At 39.5% G+C, this 21081-nt stretch carries 16 protein-coding genes; 10 read left to right on the top strand and 6 right to left on the bottom strand.

Annotation, left to right across the window (positions count from 1 at the left end; genetic code table 11):
* Positions 1-50 precede the first annotated feature (50 nt).
* On the top strand, positions 51-776 hold the full coding sequence (locus ACFSR8_RS04365; protein WP_380289433.1) for an NRDE family protein: 726 nt from the start codon (positions 51-53) through the stop codon (positions 774-776).
* Entirely contained in the window at positions 769-1764 is a 996-nt protein-coding gene (locus tag ACFSR8_RS04370; protein WP_380289435.1) for a DUF6695 family protein, read from the top strand. Before ACFSR8_RS04365 ends, ACFSR8_RS04370 begins: the two co-directional genes overlap by 8 nt.
* A 132-nt stretch (positions 1765-1896) precedes the next feature.
* Here ACFSR8_RS04370 and apaG read toward each other — a convergent pair whose 3' ends face one another.
* Both apaG and ACFSR8_RS04380 read right to left on the bottom strand, forming a co-directional pair.
* Positions 1897-2283, bottom strand: coding sequence for a Co2+/Mg2+ efflux protein ApaG (apaG, locus tag ACFSR8_RS04375; protein ID WP_380289437.1), 387 nt, complete (start codon positions 2281-2283; stop codon positions 1897-1899).
* A gap of 83 nt (positions 2284-2366) precedes the next feature.
* Entirely contained in the window at positions 2367-3611 is a 1245-nt protein-coding gene (locus ACFSR8_RS04380) for a type IX secretion system plug protein (RefSeq protein WP_380289439.1), read from the bottom strand.
* A 153-nt stretch (positions 3612-3764) separates the two neighbouring features.
* Between ACFSR8_RS04380 and ACFSR8_RS04385 the strand changes: the two genes are divergently transcribed.
* The 6 genes from ACFSR8_RS04385 to nqrF all read left to right on the top strand — a co-directional run bounded on the left by ACFSR8_RS04385 (position 3765) and on the right by nqrF (position 9917).
* Positions 3765-5120: a Na(+)-translocating NADH-quinone reductase subunit A gene (locus ACFSR8_RS04385; protein WP_380289441.1), complete on the top strand. Its 1356-nt coding sequence runs from the start codon at positions 3765-3767 to the stop codon at positions 5118-5120.
* Positions 5120-6346: an NADH:ubiquinone reductase (Na(+)-transporting) subunit B gene (locus ACFSR8_RS04390; RefSeq protein WP_380289443.1), complete on the top strand. Its 1227-nt coding sequence runs from the start codon at positions 5120-5122 to the stop codon at positions 6344-6346. Before ACFSR8_RS04385 ends, ACFSR8_RS04390 begins: the two co-directional genes overlap by 1 nt.
* A gap of 2 nt (positions 6347-6348) precedes the next feature.
* Positions 6349-7143 carry a Na(+)-translocating NADH-quinone reductase subunit C gene (locus tag ACFSR8_RS04395; protein ID WP_380289445.1) on the top strand — a complete coding sequence of 265 codons (795 nt, stop codon included), beginning with the start codon at positions 6349-6351 and terminating at the stop codon, positions 7141-7143.
* Between the two features lie 2 nt (positions 7144-7145).
* A complete protein-coding gene (locus tag ACFSR8_RS04400) occupies positions 7146-7793 on the top strand; it encodes an NADH:ubiquinone reductase (Na(+)-transporting) subunit D (protein ID WP_380289447.1) in 648 nt (215 codons plus the stop codon).
* Positions 7794-7867: 74 nt separating this feature from the next.
* A complete protein-coding gene (gene nqrE / locus ACFSR8_RS04405) occupies positions 7868-8611 on the top strand; it encodes an NADH:ubiquinone reductase (Na(+)-transporting) subunit E (RefSeq protein ID WP_380289448.1) in 744 nt (247 codons plus the stop codon).
* Between the two features lies 1 nt (position 8612).
* Entirely contained in the window at positions 8613-9917 is a 1305-nt protein-coding gene (gene nqrF, locus ACFSR8_RS04410; RefSeq protein ID WP_380289715.1) for an NADH:ubiquinone reductase (Na(+)-transporting) subunit F, read from the top strand.
* A gap of 131 nt (positions 9918-10048) precedes the next feature.
* Here the strand turns inward: nqrF and ACFSR8_RS04415 are convergent, their stop codons facing one another.
* Positions 10049-10633 carry a c-type cytochrome gene (locus ACFSR8_RS04415; protein ID WP_380289450.1) on the bottom strand — a complete coding sequence of 195 codons (585 nt, stop codon included), beginning with the start codon at positions 10631-10633 and terminating at the stop codon, positions 10049-10051.
* A gap of 85 nt (positions 10634-10718) precedes the next feature.
* Positions 10719-11168 carry a Na(+)-translocating NADH-quinone reductase subunit F gene (locus ACFSR8_RS04420; protein ID WP_380289452.1) on the bottom strand — a complete coding sequence of 150 codons (450 nt, stop codon included), beginning with the start codon at positions 11166-11168 and terminating at the stop codon, positions 10719-10721.
* Between the two features lie 112 nt (positions 11169-11280).
* Between ACFSR8_RS04420 and ACFSR8_RS04425 the strand changes: the two genes are divergently transcribed.
* Together ACFSR8_RS04425 and ACFSR8_RS04430 are read left to right on the top strand one after the other, a co-directional pair.
* Positions 11281-12150 carry a DUF4846 domain-containing protein gene (locus ACFSR8_RS04425; RefSeq protein ID WP_380289454.1) on the top strand — a complete coding sequence of 290 codons (870 nt, stop codon included), beginning with the start codon at positions 11281-11283 and terminating at the stop codon, positions 12148-12150.
* A gap of 205 nt (positions 12151-12355) precedes the next feature.
* A complete protein-coding gene (locus ACFSR8_RS04430; RefSeq protein WP_380289456.1) occupies positions 12356-17065 on the top strand; it encodes an HYR domain-containing protein in 4710 nt (1569 codons plus the stop codon).
* A gap of 371 nt (positions 17066-17436) precedes the next feature.
* Here ACFSR8_RS04430 and ACFSR8_RS04435 read toward each other — a convergent pair whose 3' ends face one another.
* Complete coding sequence (locus ACFSR8_RS04435; protein ID WP_380289458.1) at positions 17437-20256, bottom strand: CHAT domain-containing protein; 2820 nt, start codon at positions 20254-20256, stop codon at positions 17437-17439.
* Positions 20257-20331: 75 nt separating this feature from the next.
* On the bottom strand, positions 20332-21078 hold the full coding sequence (locus tag ACFSR8_RS04440; protein WP_380289459.1) for a tetratricopeptide repeat protein: 747 nt from the start codon (positions 21076-21078) through the stop codon (positions 20332-20334).
* Positions 21079-21081 lie beyond the last annotated feature (3 nt).

Raw genomic sequence — 21081 nt, forward strand, 5'->3', positions numbered from 1 at the left:
TTTATTTATTTTTTTGTAAGTTGGCCTAAAGTAAATAGACTACAAATTTCATGTGTACCGTTACGATTGTCCCAAAAGGGAAAACCGATTTTATTTTAACATCCAATAGGGATGAAGCCCCAGAACGGGTATCATTTACTCCAGATTTTTATACTGAAAATGGCACCGAAATGTTGTTTCCGAAGGATGAACTTTCAGGAGGAACTTGGATTGGGATAAGCGAAAAAAAACGTGTGGTTTGTGTATTGAATGGTGCATTTGAGTTTCACCAGCGCAAATCAAAATACCGAAAGAGTAGGGGCATTGTAGCCAAGGATTTTATGGTTGCAGATTATATTGTAGACACCATGGGGAGCTATGATTATGATGATATTGAGCCTTTTACGATTGTAGTTGCAGATTGGAATCAGGGAACAGAATTTTATGAATTGGTTTGGGATGGTGCAACAAAATATATAAAGGAATTGCCTTTTGAGGCGCACATTTGGTCGTCTTCTACATTATATAATGGAGTGATGAGAACTGAACGTCAAAACTGGTTTAAAGATTTTAAATCGCATCATATTCTTGATGCTAACTCAGTGATGACATTTCATAAAACCGCAGGGAAAGGTAATTTGGATTATGGTGTCATTATGGATCGTGGTTTTGTAAAAACCACTAGTATCACCCAAATTGAAAAGACGGGCGGTTCAGTAGAAATGCGTTACGCAAATCTTATCAAAGACATTCGCACTTCCAAAACCTTTAAATTTCCTCAACCAGTCAATGGCTAATACGGGAATAATCATTACCATGGCCTATCCCGAAACCATTGTTATGGTAGCTGACGAATGGTATTCGCCTTTTTTAAGATATTTGGGAATTGGTAAAAAAAACTACCTGCGCGCGGGGCATGCCGCATTGGTCTTGATTAATAAAGCCACGGGTGAATTGGAATACCACGATTTTGGGCGTTACATAACCCCTGAACCCAACGGGCGCGTTCGAGGAAAAGATACCGATAATGAATTGGATTTTCCTTTGACGGCTAACATCGAAAATGATAAAATAACCAATCTCGATGAAATTTTAGAATTTTTAGGCACCCATCCTAAACTGACCCATGGTGATGGGAAATTGATAGCCTCGATATGCAATGCTGTGGATTATCAAAAGGCTTGGGAGCACATCACAAAAATGCAGCAAAAGCATTTTATCCGCTATGCAGCATTTATAAAAGAGGCCTGCAATTGTGCACGATTTGTTACGGATAGTTTGATAGCTTCGGTTACGGATGCTGGTATTAAAAAAGCTTTGATCCAATCGAAATGGTTTACGCCGAGTACAGTGGGGAATGTGGTTTTGGCCGATACTGAAAATTATGTTTATGAAGTATCCGAAACTGGTAAAATTTCAGAATTTCAAGGCTCACAGAAAAGTGAAAACGTTCGGAACTTTTTGGATAAACTTAAAGAACACGAAGTCAATTTTGTGGGGACTTTGGAGCCGAAGCACAATGCAATCAAGTCCGACCATGCCCAATGGCTTTCGGGCATTGCCGCCGGTGCTTGGTTCGAGCTTCACAAAAATGGAAGCGCGACAGAATATGGCTTCCGCCGTATTTCACCCTATGGAAATATTGATTGCGATGCCGTTTTTAGAGTTCAGGAAACGGGTTTTGACTGCGATGCCCCTTATGAGTTTGTACATTATTCTAATTGCCAGTTTTTTAATGTGAAGCAGGGGGAGAGGGTGTTTCGGTTTGAGCGGTTAGTCTTCTAATGGCGGCCGTCATTCTGAGGCGTTGCATGGGCTAACTTTCTGCAACTTGCTTTGCGTTAGGGATTGAACGGCCTGTTTGAGCTCCTCTCAAAGAGAGCGAGTAGTGAAAGCCCGACCCGCTAGGGTAACGCCCTAATTAATCGCAAACGGCGCGCTCAACTTAAACGTCGGTATTGTTACCTGAAATTTTTGGGTGGTGGTAAAGTTTACCATATTGTAGTAGCCCTGCATTGCTCCAAAGGGGGAGGTCAATAAACAGCCAGAAGTATAGGTGTGCGACTCGCCCGGTTTAAGGACAGGCTTTTTGCCGATAACGCCTTCGCCAGTGACGGTTTCCACGTTGTTTAGCGCATCTAGGATTTCCCAGTGGCGAGCGTACAATTGCACAGAGTCCTTACTTTGGTTCTCAATAGTTACGGTGTAGCCAAAGGCATATTGGATTTTATAGTTTTTATAAAACGTGCCTTCAAAGTTGGTTTCCACCGAAATTTTTATGCCTTTTGTAACTTGTTGAACCATGCTAGGGATTGATATACAACGGTTTTGGGTTGCTAAAATAGCAATTTTAAGGTTTCGGCCTTTAAAAAAAGCGTTAAAACGGGTTAATTGGTAATATTTGTCGATGAAACTTCGTTAAACCCAATGAGCCTGTCGTATCTGCCACCCAGGTTTCGATAATAAACAAGGACTTTGTAGTTGTTTTCGGTTTGCCAAAAATTGCCACTAATGCGCCCTTCGTCCAAAGTACCGTCGGCATTGACTACCACGTATTTGTAGTTGTAAAAGCCTTGCTTAAGCGGGAAGTTGGTTTCGTACGTGCCCCGTTCTTCATTGTAAAACATTTCGTTGTAATCGTCCAACGCATAATTGTTGTAATTGCCATACACATAAATACGCTCGCCATCCGTCAGGTAAGGGTGTTTCAGAGAAAAATGTATTTGCACATAATCGGCTTCGATGGAAACGTCATCACGGTCGATAGCCGTTATTTTAAACTGTCCGTTGATGTCGGGGTAAAACGTATAAGGTTGGTTGGCTCGAGGCAAATTGGTAAACAGGTAACTATGGTAAATGTCCTCTAAAGCTATAAACTGCACGCCCATGGAAGCGGCGCGTACGTCCTTGGTTTCAAAAAACAGATATTCGTTGCCTCCGTAAAACGCAGTTTCGTCCACATAACGGTAAATGAGTTTGTTGCCCAAGGTATATTGGGGTTTGATGTCTTTTATGGCGGTATACAAGTTCCTGTTTTGAATAATTACGGTTTTGATGGTCTGTAAAGGATTGTTGATTTGTGGCCCAGTAGAAATCTCGATGTCCACGGTCTGCATTTCGTTGATAGTCTTTACGTTTCGAGAACGTTTGATGCTGATACCCGGTGTGACCAAATCCTCATAAATCATTAATTTTCTGGAAAATACCAAATTGTCGTCCCGGTCAAAAATTGAAATCATATAATTACCAGAAACCAATAGACGTTTGGTCTGTTGGTTGGGGAGGGTTAAACGGTAGTGTGAATAAATTTGAAAGGTGTTAAAGGAATTGCGGTAATCCTGAATCCGGAAATTATCCACTCCCAAAATAAATTCTGTGCGTACTAAAATGGACTCTTTCCAATCGTAATCGTAATGTTCAATTTTATAATAAAAATCGGGCTCGTTGCTCACTAATGCATCAAACTCCAAATAAAAGGTTTCGCCCAACTTTAGAATGGGCAATTCCCCAAGCGCACTACTCGTGCTTTTGAAAGTGATGGATTTGATATAATCAGGAGGATTAACTTCTTCAACTTGGGCGTTTAAGCACAAAAAGAAAAGACAGAAAACGAAAGAAAATTTATTATGCATTCAACTCTTTTTTGTAAATATAATCAAATTTGATGCCTAAAGCTTAAGATACTTTAATACTTTAAAATTCTGTCTCATTTTTTTGTGGTAACTGCTTTTTACTTTGTATTTTTGCACAGATTTTTAGTCAACTAACTTCAATTAAAAATAAATATGTCAAACGACATCCGCATTAAAAAGGGTCTAGACATTAAGCTAAAAGGTGAAGCCGAAAAAACCTCCGAAAAGGCAATTTTGAGTAACTTTTACGCAATTAGACCTGAAGATTTCCACGGCGTTATTCCTAAGTTAATTTCTAAAGTTGGTACAAAAGTAAAAGCGGGCGAGCCTGTGTTTTATGATAAATCTAACGAAGCTATTAAGTTTGTTTCGCCAGTTTCTGGTGAGGTTTTAGAAATTGCCCGTGGTGCAAAGCGCAAGATTTTAGAGATAAAGATTCAGGCAGATAAAAAGCAGACCTTTCAGGAAAATGGTAAGGTTAATGTGGATTCCGCCAGCGCAGAAGACATAAAGTCTCATTTATTGGCAACCGGTTGTTGGCCATTCATAAAGCAGAGGCCGTACGATGTTATTGCCAATCCTGAAAAAGCTCCAAAATCGATTTTCGTTTCTGGATATGCCAGTGCGCCTTTGGCGGCCGATTTGGATTTTACACTTCAGGGAAAGGAAGCTGAATTGCAGGCTGCAGTAACTGCCTTAGGTAAATTGACCGAAGGACAAGTACACGTGTCAGTTGGAAAGAGTTCCAGTTCGCCATTAGCAGGATTGCAAGGCGTGACTTTGCATAAAGTTTCTGGTCCACACCCAGCAGGTAACGTTGGCACTTTAATCAATAAAATCGACCCCGTGAATAAGGGTGAAGTTGTTTGGACCGTAAATGCGCAGGATTTAGTGATTATTGGGGAATTGCTTTTGACAGGCCAGTTTAATGCTGAGCGTATTGTGGCTTTGGTAGGTTCTTCTGTAAAAGCACCGCGTTATTTTGTTACCAAATTGGGTTGCGAAGTGTCCACCATGATTTATGACAAGGGCATAGAAAAGAGAGCCAATGCGCGAATCATTTCGGGTAATGTGCTTTCAGGAAAAGAAATCAAGCCAGATGGGTATTTGGGTTATTACAGCAATGTAATTTCTGTGATTCCAGAGGGTGATGATTATGAGCTTTTCGGATGGAATAAGCCGATTTTTGATAAAGTTTCAACCTCAAGGGCAATGACTTTTTCATGGTTGAATCCAAAGAAACGTTACGACTTAAATACCAATACTAATGGGGAGCATCGTGCTTTTGTGGTTACTGGGAATTACGAAGAAGTATTTCCTTTGGATATCTATCCAATGCAAATCCTGAAGGCATGTATGTACCAAGATTTAGACGAAATGGAAGCTTTAGGGATGTATGAAGTAGCTCCTGAGGATTTTGCGTTAACAGAATTTGTTTGTGTGTCGAAACAACCACATCAAAAAATTATAAGAGAAGGTTTAGACTTAATGCTTAAAGAGATAGGATAATGAGTTTAAAAAAGAGATTACATGTTTTAAAGCGAAAGTACCGAAACAAGAAGATGGCGCCAGCATTTAACGCCATTCACACGTTTTTGTACTTGCCGAATGAAACCACCCATGGTGGCACGCACATCAAGGCCGCTGACGATTTAAAGCGTACTATGAACACGGTCATCATGGCCATGGTACCATGTTTGATTTTCGGGATGTTCAATGCGGGTTATCAGCACCATTTGGCATTGGGTGAAATTCAAGCGGTATCCGGTGGATTTTTAAGTGGTGAATTTTGGACATGGGATAATTTGGTAATTGGACTTTGGAAGATTTTACCATTGGTAGTAGTATCCTATGGCGTAGGTTTGGCGATCGAGTTCCTTTTCGCTGTGATTAAGAAACACGAAGTTGAGGAAGGATATTTGGTTACCGGAATGCTTGTGCCTTTAATCGTTCCTGTTGACATTCCATTGTGGATGCTGGCCGTTGCAGTTGCTTTCGGAGTCGTTATCGGAAAGGAAGTATTCGGTGGTACAGGGATGAATATCTTAAACCCAGCATTAACCATCAGAGCATTTTTATTCTTTGCATATCCTACTTGGATGTCAGGAGATAAAGTGTGGGTTCACGGTGCTGTGGCAAGAGATCAAGCTATCGCGGCTGGTGAAAATTTAGATGCCATTTCTGGTGAAACCATTTTAGGAACTTTGGCGCAAAGCAAGGAGGTGGCTTATTCGGCTTCGGATATGTTCCTTGGGTTTATTCCTGGTTCCGTTGGGGAAACATCGGCATTATTGATTCTATTAGGCGGACTATTCCTAGTGTTTGCTAAAATTGGAAGCTGGCGAATTATGCTGTCCTCAGTGATCGGAGCGATTGTAATGGGATTGATTTTCAATTCTGTTGTAGATGCAGGAATCATTTCAGATAGTAGTAAATTTTACGGATTAATGAGTACGGATTGGTGGAAACACTTAATTATCGGAGGTTTTGCCTTTGGTACAGTGTTTATGGCAACTGACCCGGTTACGGCATCACAGACTAATAAAGGGAAATGGATTTACGGTTTCTTAGTTGGATTTATTTCAATTTTAATCCGTGTGTTCAACCCGGCATATCCAGAAGGTGTGATGTTGGCCATCTTGTTGATGAATGTATTTGCCCCAACCATCGACCATTATGTGGTTCAAGGTAATGTGAAGAAAAGGATGAAACGTTTAAAAGTTAAAACAGCGTAATTATGGCAATTGATACTGATAAGAATTCATATACGATTTTATTCGCCATAGGTATGGTAATTGTCGTTGGTGCTTTATTGGCCTTTACGGCGTCTTCTTTAAAGCCGACGATTACAGAGAATGAGCGTATCGAAAAGCAACAAAACATTCTATATGCTATGGGCATCAATGAGAATGATGAAAGTAGCGCAAATTTTGTGGCCACTACTGATGCTCCTGAATTGTTTCAAAAAAATGTTGTTGAGCAATGGGTATTGGAGTCTCAGGATGGTGAATTGACAAAGCAAATGTCTCGTGAGGAGTACATGAAAGCAAACAATGGTCAAGAACCTTACCTAATTAATATTAAAAAGCAAAAGAGCAATGCCAAGGATGGTGGTGTTAGAAAATTGCCATTGTTTGTTGGAAAAGATAAAAACGGCAATAAAGTTTATGTTGCGCCTATATACGGAAAAGGTCTGTGGGATGCTATCTGGGGCTATGTGGCGATGGATGATAAAATGGTAGTGAAAGGTGCTTATTTTGACCATAAAGGTGAAACGCCTGGTTTAGGAGCAAACATTAAGCAACGTTTTTTTATGGATGATTTTATCGGCGAGCATTTGTTAAGCGAAGATGGTGCATTTAAAGGCATTACAGTTGCTAAAGGAAATGCTGATCCGAAAAATGAAAACAAAACGGATAATGAAGTGGATGCCATAGCTGGAGCCACCATTACGGGAGATGGCGTTACCGCTATGATAAAAAGTGATTTGAAGCTGTACAAGCCTTATTTCGATAACCTATTAAAGAACTAGACATGGGTATACTTTCAAAAAAAGACACAAAATTAATAACGGATCCGTTAGCGGATAATAACCCAATTACTATTCAGGTTTTAGGTATCTGTTCTGCGTTGGCGATTACGGCTGAATTAAAGGCTTCCATTGTAATGTCTGTTTCCGTACTGTTCGTTTTGGGCGTTGGTAACGTGGTGATTTCCTTAATGCGAAATATCATTCCATCAAAAATTAGAATCATAGTGCAATTGGTAGTTGTTGCTGCATTGGTAATCATTGTGGATCAGGTACTGAAAGCCTTTGCATACGAATTGAGTAAAACCCTTTCGGTATTCGTTGGTTTGATTATTACCAATTGTATTATCATGGGGCGTTTTGAGGCCTTTGCTTTGGGTAATGGCCCGTGGCGCTCGTTTTTGGACGGTATTGGAAACGCCGCTGGATACGGAGCCATTTTGATAATTGTTGGATTCTTTAGGGAACTTTTGGGCTCTGGGACTTTACTTGGATTTAAAGTTTTGGGGGATCCAATCGAAAAGACAGGATTGTACGCTATCGGTTATGAAAACAATGGATTTATGCTATTATCACCAATGGCATTGATTGTAGTTGGCGTCATCATTTGGGTACAACGTACTAAAAATAAGGCATTAATAGAAGATCATTAGAATAGTCGCTGTTGGCAGTCACAGTAAGCAGTCAACGCTGTAAACTGGGACTGAGACTGAAAACTTAAAAGCATATGGAACATATAGAATTATTTTTCAAATCGATTTTTATTGACAACATGGTATTTGCCACGTTCTTAGGAATGTGTTCTTACCTAGCGGTTTCTAAAAAAGTAAGTACCGCAGTTGGTTTAGGTGCAGCAGTAATTTTTGTTTTGGCGATTACAGTACCTTTAAACTGGTTGTTGGATCAGTATTTGTTACAACCGGGTGCATTGGTTTGGTTGGGTCCAGAGTTTGCAGATTATGATTTAAGCTTTTTATCTTTTATCATGTTTATTGCCACGATTGCCACCATGGTACAATTGGTTGAAATAGTAGTTGAGAAATTTTCGCCATCATTATACAACTCCCTTGGTATTTTCTTGCCATTGATCGCTGTAAACTGTGCAATTTTGGGAGGTTCTTTATTCATGCAGTCCCGTGAAATTGCCTCTTTAGGATTGGCCTTTAATTATGGTATTGCTTCAGGTATCGGTTGGTTCTTGGCTATTTTGGCCATTGCCGCCATTCGCGAAAAAATTAGATATTCAAATGTGCCACCGGCCTTGAGGGGGTTAGGAATTACCTTTATCATAACAGGTTTAATGGCCATTGGTTTTATGAGCTTTGGAGGTATGTTGACAGGTGGAGACGAGGAAGCAGCCAAAGAAGCAAAAACTGCTAAGGTTGAAGATAAGCTTGATGATTCGGAAGAGAACAAAGCGGTTACTGAGCCTAGTCGAAGTATAGCTAATAATACAACAATAAATGAGTAATATGATTTTGGCAATAGATTTTGGAGTTATAACAGCAACCGTGGTGGCGTTTTTGATTGTTACGCTATTGTTGGTAGCTCTTTTATTATTTGTAAAGCAAAAATTATCACCATCTGGTCCAGTAAAAATTACCATTAATGGTGAAAAGGAAATAGAAGTGGCCTCTGGAGGTAGTTTGTTGTCCACTTTGGGGGGTAAGAAGATTTTCTTGCCATCTGCGTGTGGTGGGGGTGGTACCTGTATCCAATGTGAATGCCACGTACTTGAGGGTGGAGGCGAAGCTTTGCCTACTGAAACGCCCCACTTTACAAGAAAGGAATTGCAACACGGAGCGAGATTGGCATGTCAGGTAAAAGTAAAGCAGGACATGAACATTACCATCCCAGAAGAAGTATTTGGTATTAAAAAATGGGAAGCTGAGGTTGTGCGTAATTATAACGTAGCTTCTTTTATTAAGGAGTTTGTGGTGCGTATTCCTGAAGATATGAATTACAAAGCTGGGGGATATATTCAAATTGAAATTCCGCCCTGCGAGATCAAATATTCTGATATTGATATTACGGCACATCCCGAAGAGCACGAAACGCCGGATAAGTTCCAAGCGGAGTGGGATAAGTTTGGTTTATGGCCTTTAGTCATGAAGAATGATGAAACCGTGGAAAGAGCTTATTCAATGGCTTCTTACCCTGCTGAAGGACGAGATATTATGTTAAACGTTCGTATTGCTACCCCACCATGGGATCGTGCTAAAAACGGTTGGATGGATGTAAATCCCGGAGTGGCATCTTCTTATATTTTTGCTCAAAAACCAGGAGATAAAGTTACTATTTCAGGGCCTTACGGTGAATTCTTCATCAACGAATCCGATAGCGAGATGCTGTATGTTGGTGGTGGAGCTGGAATGGCACCTATGCGTTCGCATTTATATCACTTATTTAAAACATTGCAAACAGGTCGAAAAGTAACCTATTGGTATGGTGGACGTTCTAAGCGTGAGTTGTTCTACTTGGAGCATTTCTACGATTTAGAAAAGAACTTCCCTAACTTTAAATTCTATTTGGCTCTTTCTGAGCCATTACCAGAGGATAACTGGAAGGTGAAAGAAGATATTGACGCCCCTGGTGATGGTTTTGTAGGCTTCATTCACAATTGTGTAATTGATAACTATTTAAGCAAGCACGAATCACCAGAGGATATCGAATTGTATTTCTGTGGACCTCCATTAATGAACAAAGCCGTTCAGAAAATGGGAGAGGACTTTGGAATTCCTGATGAGCACATTCGATTTGACGACTTTGGAGGATAGTTCGAAGGCTAAGCGACATTTGGTAGAAATGTCATGCTGTTCCGATAACCATCGGGATTGTTTCAGCATCTCATAATAAAAACGAAAAACCAACTCAATTGAGTTGGTTTTTCGTTTTTACATACTCTAAACTACATTTTTGGTGGCATATATGCTGGGACTACATTTTCAACCGCAGGTATTGTCTTCAAATAAGTAAAAATAGCCTTCAGGTCATCATCTGGTAAATTGCTATAAGACTGCCACGGCATAGGAGGCATTACGGGACGGCTTCCTTCCATGCCTTTGTAAAGCCCTTTTTTAATGGACCTCAAGAATTGTTCTTCGGACCAGTTTCCAATTCCAGTATCGTCAGGGGTTAAGTTGGCCGAAAATGATGTGCCCCATGGTCCCGTTGCGGCGGTTAGCCCCATATTAAAAAGGATGTATGACTTTGCAGTATTACTGTCATACGGGGGTAAGCCCTCATCCGAAGGATGCCCAGAAAGTAATCGGCTTGTGTCTAATTCCGGCCCTTTTTCACCAAATTTTTTCGGGGTGTGGCAATCATGGCAACCTACTGCATTTACTAATTGTTCACCACGCTTAACGGGGTCAACTTTTGGAGTTTCCTCAGCAGGCTCATAAGCTTTAACGGATTCTTCTTCCTTTTTACCGGAGTTGCATGACAAAAGAATGCAAAACCCCAGTCCTAAAAGCAAAGTGTTTGTTTTCATTTTGGTTGGCTTTAAATTGGTTTACCCTGCTTAAGATAGGAAATTTTGGGTTAATTTTAATGTCAAACCAAAAAGCTATAAACCGCTATACAGAGAACAAATGGAATTTGGTTGCTCTTTTTTTAAACAAATCTTGGATTGCCATTACATTTTCAACACCGTCCAATCGGCACAAAAATTCAATCACCTCGCATAAGCCTTTGAATAAATTGTCTTTGTCCATTGGGTTTTCGGGCTTGTTGTTTTTATGGTGTAACGGTACTTGATAACCACAGGCTTTTAAAAATGCATGTTCAATTCGAAGCAATTCCAACGGCGAATATCCATTAAATTTTCGGCCTAGATTTTGGTGTACTTTGCCAATGTAATTCAGTTTTAAAGTACCATGTTCATCCGATAAGTGTTTCCATCCATCGGTTTTATCTAAAATATTGCCTACTGCACATTGTTGACAACATTCAGGGTTTAGTGTGTTATTATGGAAAGCGATATACAATTTTTGTATAGCGGATTCTAATCTTTGTGAAGTTTTCATAAGACCCAATTTTCTTTGAAATTACAAAAAATTGCGATTTTAATTGTGAAACTACTCTTAAAATTTTTGTTGAGTTCATACCAAACCTTAATTCATCAGCGTTAAAAAAGTAATGAAGAAATTAGCAATATCTACGTTGATTTTAATCCTTATTGTTGCTTTGGCATATCAAATAAAGCCTATTCAACATACCGCAAACGCCATAGCTTCTGAAGTGCGACCGACAAGTTTGTTGAACAAAGACAGTCTTACCATTAGGTCAAGAGTAAATGTACCCAAAGGCTACAAACGAGCAGCATATCCCAAAGGTTCATTTGAGGAATATCTTCGGAACTATAAACTGAAACCTTTCGGGACAAGAATTATTAATTATGACGAAACCGAATATTTTTGGCAGTTTGGACATATTGGAATATTAGAAGTCCCTGTGCCTAAAAATGGTCTGCAACAATGTGCCGATGCCTTAATCCGAATCCGAAGTGAATACCTTTGGGACAATGAAAGAAAGGACGAAATCGGTTTTAATTTCACCAGTGGACATTATTGCTCATGGAAAAAGTATGCAGAGGGCTATCGCCCGAAAATTAGAGGTAACAAAGTTACATTTCATAAAACTGCTTCTAAAAATTATTCAAAAGCAAACTTCTACAAATACCTCAATTTAATTTACACGTATTCCGGGACGTTGTCACTTTACAACGAGTTACCAAAAATCAATAATCCCAAAGATTTGAAAATTGGGGATATGTTAATTAAAGGTGGTTCGCCTGGGCATATCGTCATGATTTGTGACGAGGCGGTAAATTCAAATGGGGATAAAATCTACCTGCTTTTTCAAGGGAACACCCCGGCCCAAAGTGTGCATTTAGTAAAAAATTTAGAGGATTCCCAAATATCCCCTTGGTATCATTTGGAAAAGGATGCGGTGATTCCTGTATCCAATTATACGTTTAATAGTTCAAAATTTGTAAGGTTTAAATGATATGAGGACAACATCATTTTGATGGATTTGATTTCAAATCTGACTCTTTTTTGTCCGAAGTATCCGAAATTAAATAGGCGATACAACGAAAAAAATAAACCATACAGCCAAAAGTTTACTGTTTTAGGCCAAATCCAGTGATTTCCCTGCTCACTTTCATGTTTTCATTCGATGTAGCTATATATGAATCATAAAGCTATTAATCATGAAAAAAACTTTACTTCTTGCGTTGCTCTGCTTCGCAAGCATTAGCGCATTCGGCCAAACCTGGACGGGTGGTGGAGCTAACACCAACTGGAACAATACCGACAACTGGGATAATAATACCGTCCCTACTGCGTCGGATGATGTGATTATCCCAACTGGATTTACGGTAACCTTAAATGTTACCGGAAGTGTGAAATCCATTGATGTCCAAGGGACTTCGATTTTTAACATGAACACCAGTTTTACGTTTACTGATGCATCTAGTTTTGGTGCAGATACTACTGTCAATTGGAGTGCTGGCAATTTAAATGGTAATGCGGCCATTCTTAACAATTTTGGTACGGTTAATCTAATTAGTACTGGAAGCAAAGCTATTATTGGAAATACTAGTTTCAATAATTCCGGTACTTTTAATATCTCCTCAAGTGGTGATTTATCGATATCAGATGGCACTTTAAACAATCTTGCTTCGGGCGTTATCGATATGCAATCCGATTCAGGGGACATCACATGGTTTTCGGGAAGCACACACATTTTGAACAATTCCGGAACCATCAAAAGGACTGCAACGGCTGGCGAAGCCCAAATTGTTGTGCTTCTCAATAACAATGACGGTACAATTCAAGTGGAAAGTGGTACTTTGTCGTTACAAAATGCTATTGGAAAAAACCTAACAGATGGTACTTTCAACGTATTTTCAGGGGCTACATTGGATTTTGATACGGTAGCTACGCTATCTGGTACCATTACGGGGGTAAACAATGGTACTATAGGCTGGTACAGCACCTTTAGCGTTCCATTAAGTGCAACATTAAATTTCACGGGTTCGGGGGATTTTAACTGGAACACTGGTACGCTAAATGGCGGTGGCACACTGACCAATCTAAGTGCCGTTAATCTTGAAGGGACAGGTACCAAGACGATTTCAGAGGATACTACATTGAGCAATCAAGGCACTTTGAACTTTACTGGAGTTGGTGATTTATCCATATCGGATGGGATATTGGACAATCTAGCTTCAGGTGTTGTTGATATGCAATCCGATTCAGGGAACATCACATGGTTTTCGGGAAGCACACACATTTTGAACAATTCCGGAACCATCAAAAGGACTTCTACCACAGGTGAAGCCCAAATCGTAGTACTTCTCAATAACAATGACGGTACAATTCAAGTGGAAAGTGGTACGTTGTCATTACAAAATGCTATTGGAAAAAACCTGACCGATGGTACTTACAACGTATTTTCAGGGGCTACATTGGATTTTGATACTGTAGTCACGTTATCGGGGGCCATTGCGGGTGTAAACAATGGTACTATAGGCTGGTACAGCACCTTTAGCGTTCCATTAAGTGCAACATTAGATTTCACGGGTTCGGGGGATTTTAACTGGAACACTGGTACGCTAAATGGCGGTGGCACACTGACCAATCTAAGCACCGTTAATCTTGAAGGGACAGGTACCAAGACGATTTCAGAGGATACTACATTGAGCAATCAAGGCACTTTGAACTTTACTGGAGTTGGTGATTTATCCATATCGGATGGGATATTGGACAATCTAGCTTCAGGTGTTATCGATATGCAATCCGATTCGGGGAACATCACATGGTTTTCGGGAAGTACGCACATTTTGAACAATTCTGGAATCATCAAGAGGACTGCAACGGCTGGGGAAGCCCAAATTGGAGTAATCCTCAATAATACTGATGGTACGATTCAAGTGGAAAGCGGCACATTGTCCCTTCAATCTAATATTGGTAAAAATTTTACGAATGGGATCTATAATGTGTTCGCTGGAGCTGCTTTTGATTGGGACGGCGAAGTTACCCTATTAGGAAATTTAACAGGTACCATAGATGGGGATTTGAATTTTGTAAGCACAATTTTGGTAAATTCAACAACCACCGCAACGCTGGGTTTCAGTGGTACGGAACATGTTAATTGGGCGTCTGCCACTTTGAGCGGAGGGGGAACCCTTGTAAACCAAAGCATTATTGATTTAGTAGGGGCCGCAACCAAAACTATTAACGGGGATACTGTATTGAACAATGAAGGCATAATAAACTTCGCATCAAGTGGCGACCTTAGTATCTCACAAGGTGTTGTGAATAATCAAGTTGGGGGTATAATTGATTTACAAACTGATAGCGGTAACCCAACCTGGTTTAGTGGATCCTCTCATATATTAAATAATTACGGATTGCTAAAACGATCAACATCAACGGGATTGGTGCAGTCTTTTGTAGAGTTGCATAATTTTGGCACTATTGAAGTAGAATCTGGTGAATTGGAAATTACAAGCTCTCAACCATTTACCAATGAAACTTCCGGAATTGTAAAAGGTATTGGGGTATTTGATTTGCCACCAATATCGGTCTATACTAATGATGGAACATTTGAACCTGGATTGTCCCCGGGAACCTTAACTGTTCAAGGTGATTTTGAATCGACCTCAACTTCAGTTTTGGATATAGAATTGAACGGATTAACACCTGATACGGAGCATGATGTTTTAGCCATAATTGGAAATAATAATATTTTTGAGGGTATCGTAAACGTCACTATGGGCTTTGAAGGTACCGTAGGCGATGAATTTACCATTGCAACGACGAGTGGAACTATTGCCACGGCCAATTTACAATCTCCTATTGAAAATGTAGATTTTGATGGGAAGCGATATACTTTTGAGGTAAGCTATCCTGATAACAACAAAGTAGTACTGACCATTACAGATAAGTTGGACATTTTGCCTCCCGATATTATCACCAAGGATATAACGGTGCAATTGGACAATACGGGTAACGTAAGTATTGTGCCCACCGATGTGGATGACGGGACAACTGACAATTGTACCCCAACAAACGAATTGGTTTTTGCACTGGATGTAATGGATTTCACTTGTGCAGATTTAGGCGATAATATTGTTATGCTTACAGTAACGGATAATGACGGCAATGCGGGAAGCTTAAATGCAACAGTAACCGTTGAAGACAGCATTGACCCGACAGTTGTCACTAAAAATATTACAGTTCAGTTGGATGCTTCGGGCAATGCTAGCATCGCGCCCGGTGATATTGATGATGGTTCGAGCGATAACTGTACCATCGATAATTTAAGTCTGGATATTACCGACTTCACCTGTGCAGATTTGGGAGCCAATCCGGTAAATTTGACGGCCACGGACCAAAGTGGTAATAGTGCTTCGGCTAGCGCCAATGTAAACGTTGAGGATATTATTGCTCCAACCGTAATTACTAATGATATAACAGTTCAGTTGGATGCCTCAGGAAACGCTTCTATTACTACGGCAGACGTTGATAATGGTTCGAGTGACAACTGTACGATTGATAGTTTCAGTCTGGATATCACCGACTTCACCTGTGCAGATTTGGGAGCAAATACGGTAAATCTTACCGCTACAGACCAAAGTGGCAACAGTGTTTCAGCATCAGCAACAGTAACGGTTGAGGATAGTATCGACCCCACTGTTGTTACCAAAAATATCACGGTTCAGTTGGATGCATCGGGCAATGCCAGCATTACTGCTAGTGACATCAACGATGGGTCAAGCGATAACTGTACAATAGCTGGTTTAAGTTTAGACATTACTGATTTTACCTGTGCAGATTTGGGAGCCAATCCAGTAAACCTTACTGTAACAGACCAAAGTGGAAATAGTGCCTCTGCACCAGCAACAGTGACTTTAGAGGATGTTATAGATCCAGTAGTTACTTGTCCTTCTGATATTATTCAGCCAGGTGATCCGGAAGTTTGTGGCGCAGTAGTAGTCTTTATGGCTTCCGCAACCGATAACTGTGCAGGGGTTGTCACGTCAAGTGTTCCTACATCAGGAAGCATATTCCCAATCGGAACAACTACAGTAACTGTAACAGCAACTGATGCTTCAGGAAATACGGATGTTTGCACCTTTGATGTGACTGTAAATGATACCGAAGATCCAGTAGTTAGCTGTCCATTGGATATAGTTCAACCTGCTGACCCCGGAACATGTGGAGCGGTGGTAAATTTTATGGCCTCTGCAACGGATAATTGCTCTGTCGTAACCACCTCCAGTGCGCCCGCCTCGGGAAGTGTATTTCCCGTTGGGACGACGGAAGTAACAGTGACGGCAACGGATGCTTCAGGAAATACTGATGTTTGCACATTTGATGTTACGGTAAATGATACTGAAGACCCCGATATATCTTGTCCATCAGACTTTTCTATAGAGAACGAAGGGCCTTATATACTTCCGGATTATATTGCGGACAATACTGTTGTGGCATCCGATAATTGTGGCTTTACCGTTGTGCAATCCCCGGTTGCAGGAACAGTGTTGCCCTACGGTTTGCATGCCATTTCGTTTACGGTTACGGATGATTCCGGGAATCAAAATACGTGCTCATTTAACCTTTTTGTAGACGATACCACTTTAGGTTCGGATGAAAACGTTTTAAAGGATAGTGATATCATGTTATATCCAAATCCGACAACAGATAAACTCAACATTAAGAAACTTGGCAATTTTGAATTATCGAAGGCCGAAATTATTGATGTGTCAGGCAAAATAGTGCATAAAGTTGATTTAAAACTAATGACTATTTCAAAAGAAATATCGCTTCGCAATTATGAAAGCGGTGTTTATTTCCTAAAGGTTTATGGCGCCAATAACAGCGTTGTTATTAAAAGGGTCATGAAGTATTAGTTTTATGAGTTGAGCGGAAAGCTATCAACTTAGGTTGGTAGCTTTTTTGCTCACAATTTTTATCGGATTAACCAGTAACTTTATTTTCGTTGAGGAATTTCAGGGTAACCAAACTAAGTTATCGTTTAATTCACTATAAACAAGCTTTAAATATTGAATTTAAATATCTTAAAATACTTTATGTCAGTTAAATATGCCTTTAAATTGCAAACTTTGTAAGTTCTATTTCTCAAGAGTATTATGTCAGAGGTATTTATTCTGTGATAATAAATTCTGTTAAACGAAGTGCCGGTGAAAACAGTGTAAAAAAATAAAACAAAACCAAGAACCTAACTAAAAGCCATTGATTATTATGATTGATGGCTTTTTTTCTATACACGTAGTTTATTCCTTCTTATTATTAGAATGATAGCTGCGGTAATCAAGATTAAAATTGAGATAAGGTACCAAGCAAATTTGGAGGGTCCACTTATGATAATTGGGCTTGTATCCCCAATTAACACCAAGCCCGCCCAATATTGAGGAGTAACGGTTCTACCTTCAGCTTCGGAAATATAGTCCAGTTTTGCTTGTCGCAGGGCTTTGTCTTTAGGTAATCCCCTTTTGATATATTTAAAGAAAAGTTTTAATATTTCAGCACTAGATTTTTCATCTATTTTCCAAAGGCTGGTCAAAATACTTTCGCTTCCAGCATAGTTGAAGGCATGGGCCAAGGATATCATACCTTCTCCAGCTTGATAGGCAGGTTTTCCGGTTTCACAAGCGGTTAAGATGGCCAAGTTTGAGTTGAGGTTTTCATTGTAGATTTCATAGGTGTACAGTGAATTATCCTCAGCAGATTCATTTTTAGCAAAAATTAACCGGGACAGTTCTGGGGTAAGATTATTAGATTCGGCATGTGTACCGATATGGATAATTTTATGCTCGTTAGCCTCGTTTTTGAAAATTGTCTTGGATGCATTTTCATTAATAAAATAGTCTCCGTTAAATACCTTGGAATACTCTTTGGCGAGATCAACACTAAATGGCTGTGGCAATAGACTTAAATATGTTTTGTCTAAACCAATGGAATCCGTAATAGCCAACTTATAAGAGTCTTTCATGCGGTCGTTAAACTCAGGAGCAAAGGCCACGAAGTCCTTTTCGTAATTTATGGGCTTTTTGTTTTTTCCAATCAATAAAAGGCTGTAATTATATGAAATGGAATAGTCGCTAAGTAAACTTTTGCTTTTTAGGTCCTTAAATGAGTTGATTTTGAAAGGTGTTAGGCTTTCAAAACTCAAATTGAAAAGGTTGCCGTCGGGAATGATAATGACATGCTCAGTGTCAATACTACTTTTAAAAGGTTTCCAAAGCTGTTCATAAAGTTGATACAGGTTATTGCTAGTAGATTCCATATCGGATTGGTTTTCCGCCAGATTTGAAATGGCATCACTTACTCCTTTATGATTCAACTTAAACAATTCCTTATGGCTTTTGGAAAGCACCAAGCCGTAAAGAGTAGTGTCGACATACATATAGCGCACCACGGTGGTGTTTTTTGGAATATCCTTATGGAGATTATCCAGGGGTTCTTCAATGGATGCATATCGCATTTTATGATACTTTGGAAAAGTTTGTTTCAGGGAGTCCAAAAATATGTTCCATTCATTATTTGATTCCATAAAAGATTCAAATGAAGCCTCTTTGCCATTTAAGGCCGCAAACATATTTTCTTTTAGGGCGCTTTCCCTTAATATGGTTGCCTCTGGAACATTATAGAAATTGACTCTTTTCAGGTTGAGCCTAGATCGTATTCTACTATATATACTCGATTCGTGTAATTCAATAAGATTTACCAAATGCGATTGGTCTTTATTTTTATCATATAGGTCTATAAAAAGGCGTTTTCTAAAATCAATCAATGCATTACTGTCATACAAAAGCGTTTCAAGGTCGGCATGTGTTTTAATGATGTTTTTTCTTCTTTCAACAATTTTGAGCGCCGCTTCGGTTTGCTTTAAAAGACTGTCTAAACTTGATTTGCTCTGTTCTTTTTTTAAAAAATACTCGGATTTCGATTTTATAAGAAGGGAGAGGGGTTTTCTGGTTTCATTTTGGATGGAATCCAAAAGACTATTCATATTCAAACGGCCTTTGTCAAAAAAGGAAAGGGCTTTGTTGCTATATTTTAATGCATTGTTATAATCCTTAATGTCAAAATAAACGATTGCCAAGTTTTGAGTTTGAAAAAACTTAAGCAACTCGTTTTGATAAGAATTTTTTTGAGTGAAGTTGTAACCTTCAAAAGCTAATGCAAGCGCTTTTTTATTCATGCCAAGTTTTGCATAAAACCTCGACATTTCGATTAAACCATCTAAAAATGAACTTGAATAGACACCGTTAAAACTTTCCCTGTAGAATGCTTCGCACTTTTCATACATCTTTTGTGCGTTTTTAAAATCATCAATATTTTCATAAATCGACGCTCTAACCAAATAAGCATAGGCCTTTGCAAAAGGTATGTTTTCAATATTTTTAAGACCTTTGTCCGCAAATGCACCGGCTTTGTCAAAGTTTCTGGCTATTAGGTGTAAATGTCCCAAAATAAGTTGCGAAATGGTAAGTCCGTTGTCGTTGCGGGGTAGTATTTTTTGCTTTTCTGTATAGGCAAACGTAGCCAAGTCTATGGCACGCTCGTTATCCCCGACGCCTCTATAAAAACCTGCGAGATTATCAATACAGGCTAATCGTTTTTTTGTGCTCTTTAATTTTTCAGCTTCATCAGTAATTTCACTGCTATAATCCTGCAAATGCCCTATGGCCTCATGTAATGAAGCAATGGCTTTTTCGGTTTTACCTGTATTAAATTGGTTGAGGGCAATGCTATTTTTGGTGATGCCCCTAGTGTATTTTTTTTCTAAATTGCCTTGGGGAGATTGGTTCAAGAACCTTAGGGCTTCGGCATAATAATAATTAGAACTGTCCAATTTCTGCAGGCGCGTATTTATAAGGCCTAAAAGGTTATAGGTTTTGAAGTGAAATTCCTTGGTAACGTTGGAGTCATTTGCAAAACGATGTAGCACTTGGTGCAATATACTTTCAGAAAGCGCCAGATTATTGTTGCTAAATAAACTATCGGCTATTTGTACTGTTTTTTTTAAATCTTCTATATCGGAATTCACCGAAATGTTTTGTGCTTCAAATACCATCGTATTTAGATACAAAAGCAGACAAGTTGCGTATCTAAAATATTTGAAACACCTAATCATAGTTTGATTGAAGTTTTAATCCGTCAGTTCAGAAAGAATTATCTTGGCCGAATCTGTTTCGCTCAAGGTAAGATATTTTTTAGCTAATTCCACATTTCCTTCTTTGATATATGCCAGTCCCAAGTAAAAGTAAGCGTCGTTTAAAAAGACGAAATCATCTTCGGCTTCAACGGCACGTTCCAAAAATGGAATGGCCTCGGCCTCATTTTTGTTGGCCAGATATGCCGAACCAATAAAATAGTTTAAGGTGTCGTTTTCCGGCTCCTTTTCGCTTAAAGCTCCCCATTTTTTTATAGCCAAATCATAGTCTCCGTGTTTATAGTTTACCATTGCATCCAAAAACTCAAAATCGGTTTCGCTACTGCTCATGGTTGTGGCTAGCCCTGGGTCTGGGCTGTAATATTTTGAATAAATGCTTTGATTTGGGTTGCCACTAAAGAACCAAATACTTCCAACAGCAACTACTATGGCCGCTGCGGCCGCCAATTTGCTGTAATTCAAAAACCTCACTTTTCCGGAGGTGATGTTCTTTTCGGTTTCCGTAATGCTAACATCCTTGTGGAATTCGTCCAGATCTTCCTTTAAGGATTGCGCCTCAATGCCATAAAGCATTGTTTTTACATCCTCCACTTGGGTCCTAAAATCCTCATCAAGTTCCAACAGGCGGTTAAAGTCCTTTAGCTCTTGGGTGGTCATAGTGCCGTCTAGATAACTCTCAATTATTTCGAGTAAATCTTGTGGTATGTTGCTATTATCTTTCATCAG

It is taken from the genome of Hyunsoonleella rubra, from assembly GCF_042684665.1.
Lineage (GTDB): Bacteria > Bacteroidota > Bacteroidia > Flavobacteriales > Flavobacteriaceae > Jejuia > Jejuia rubra.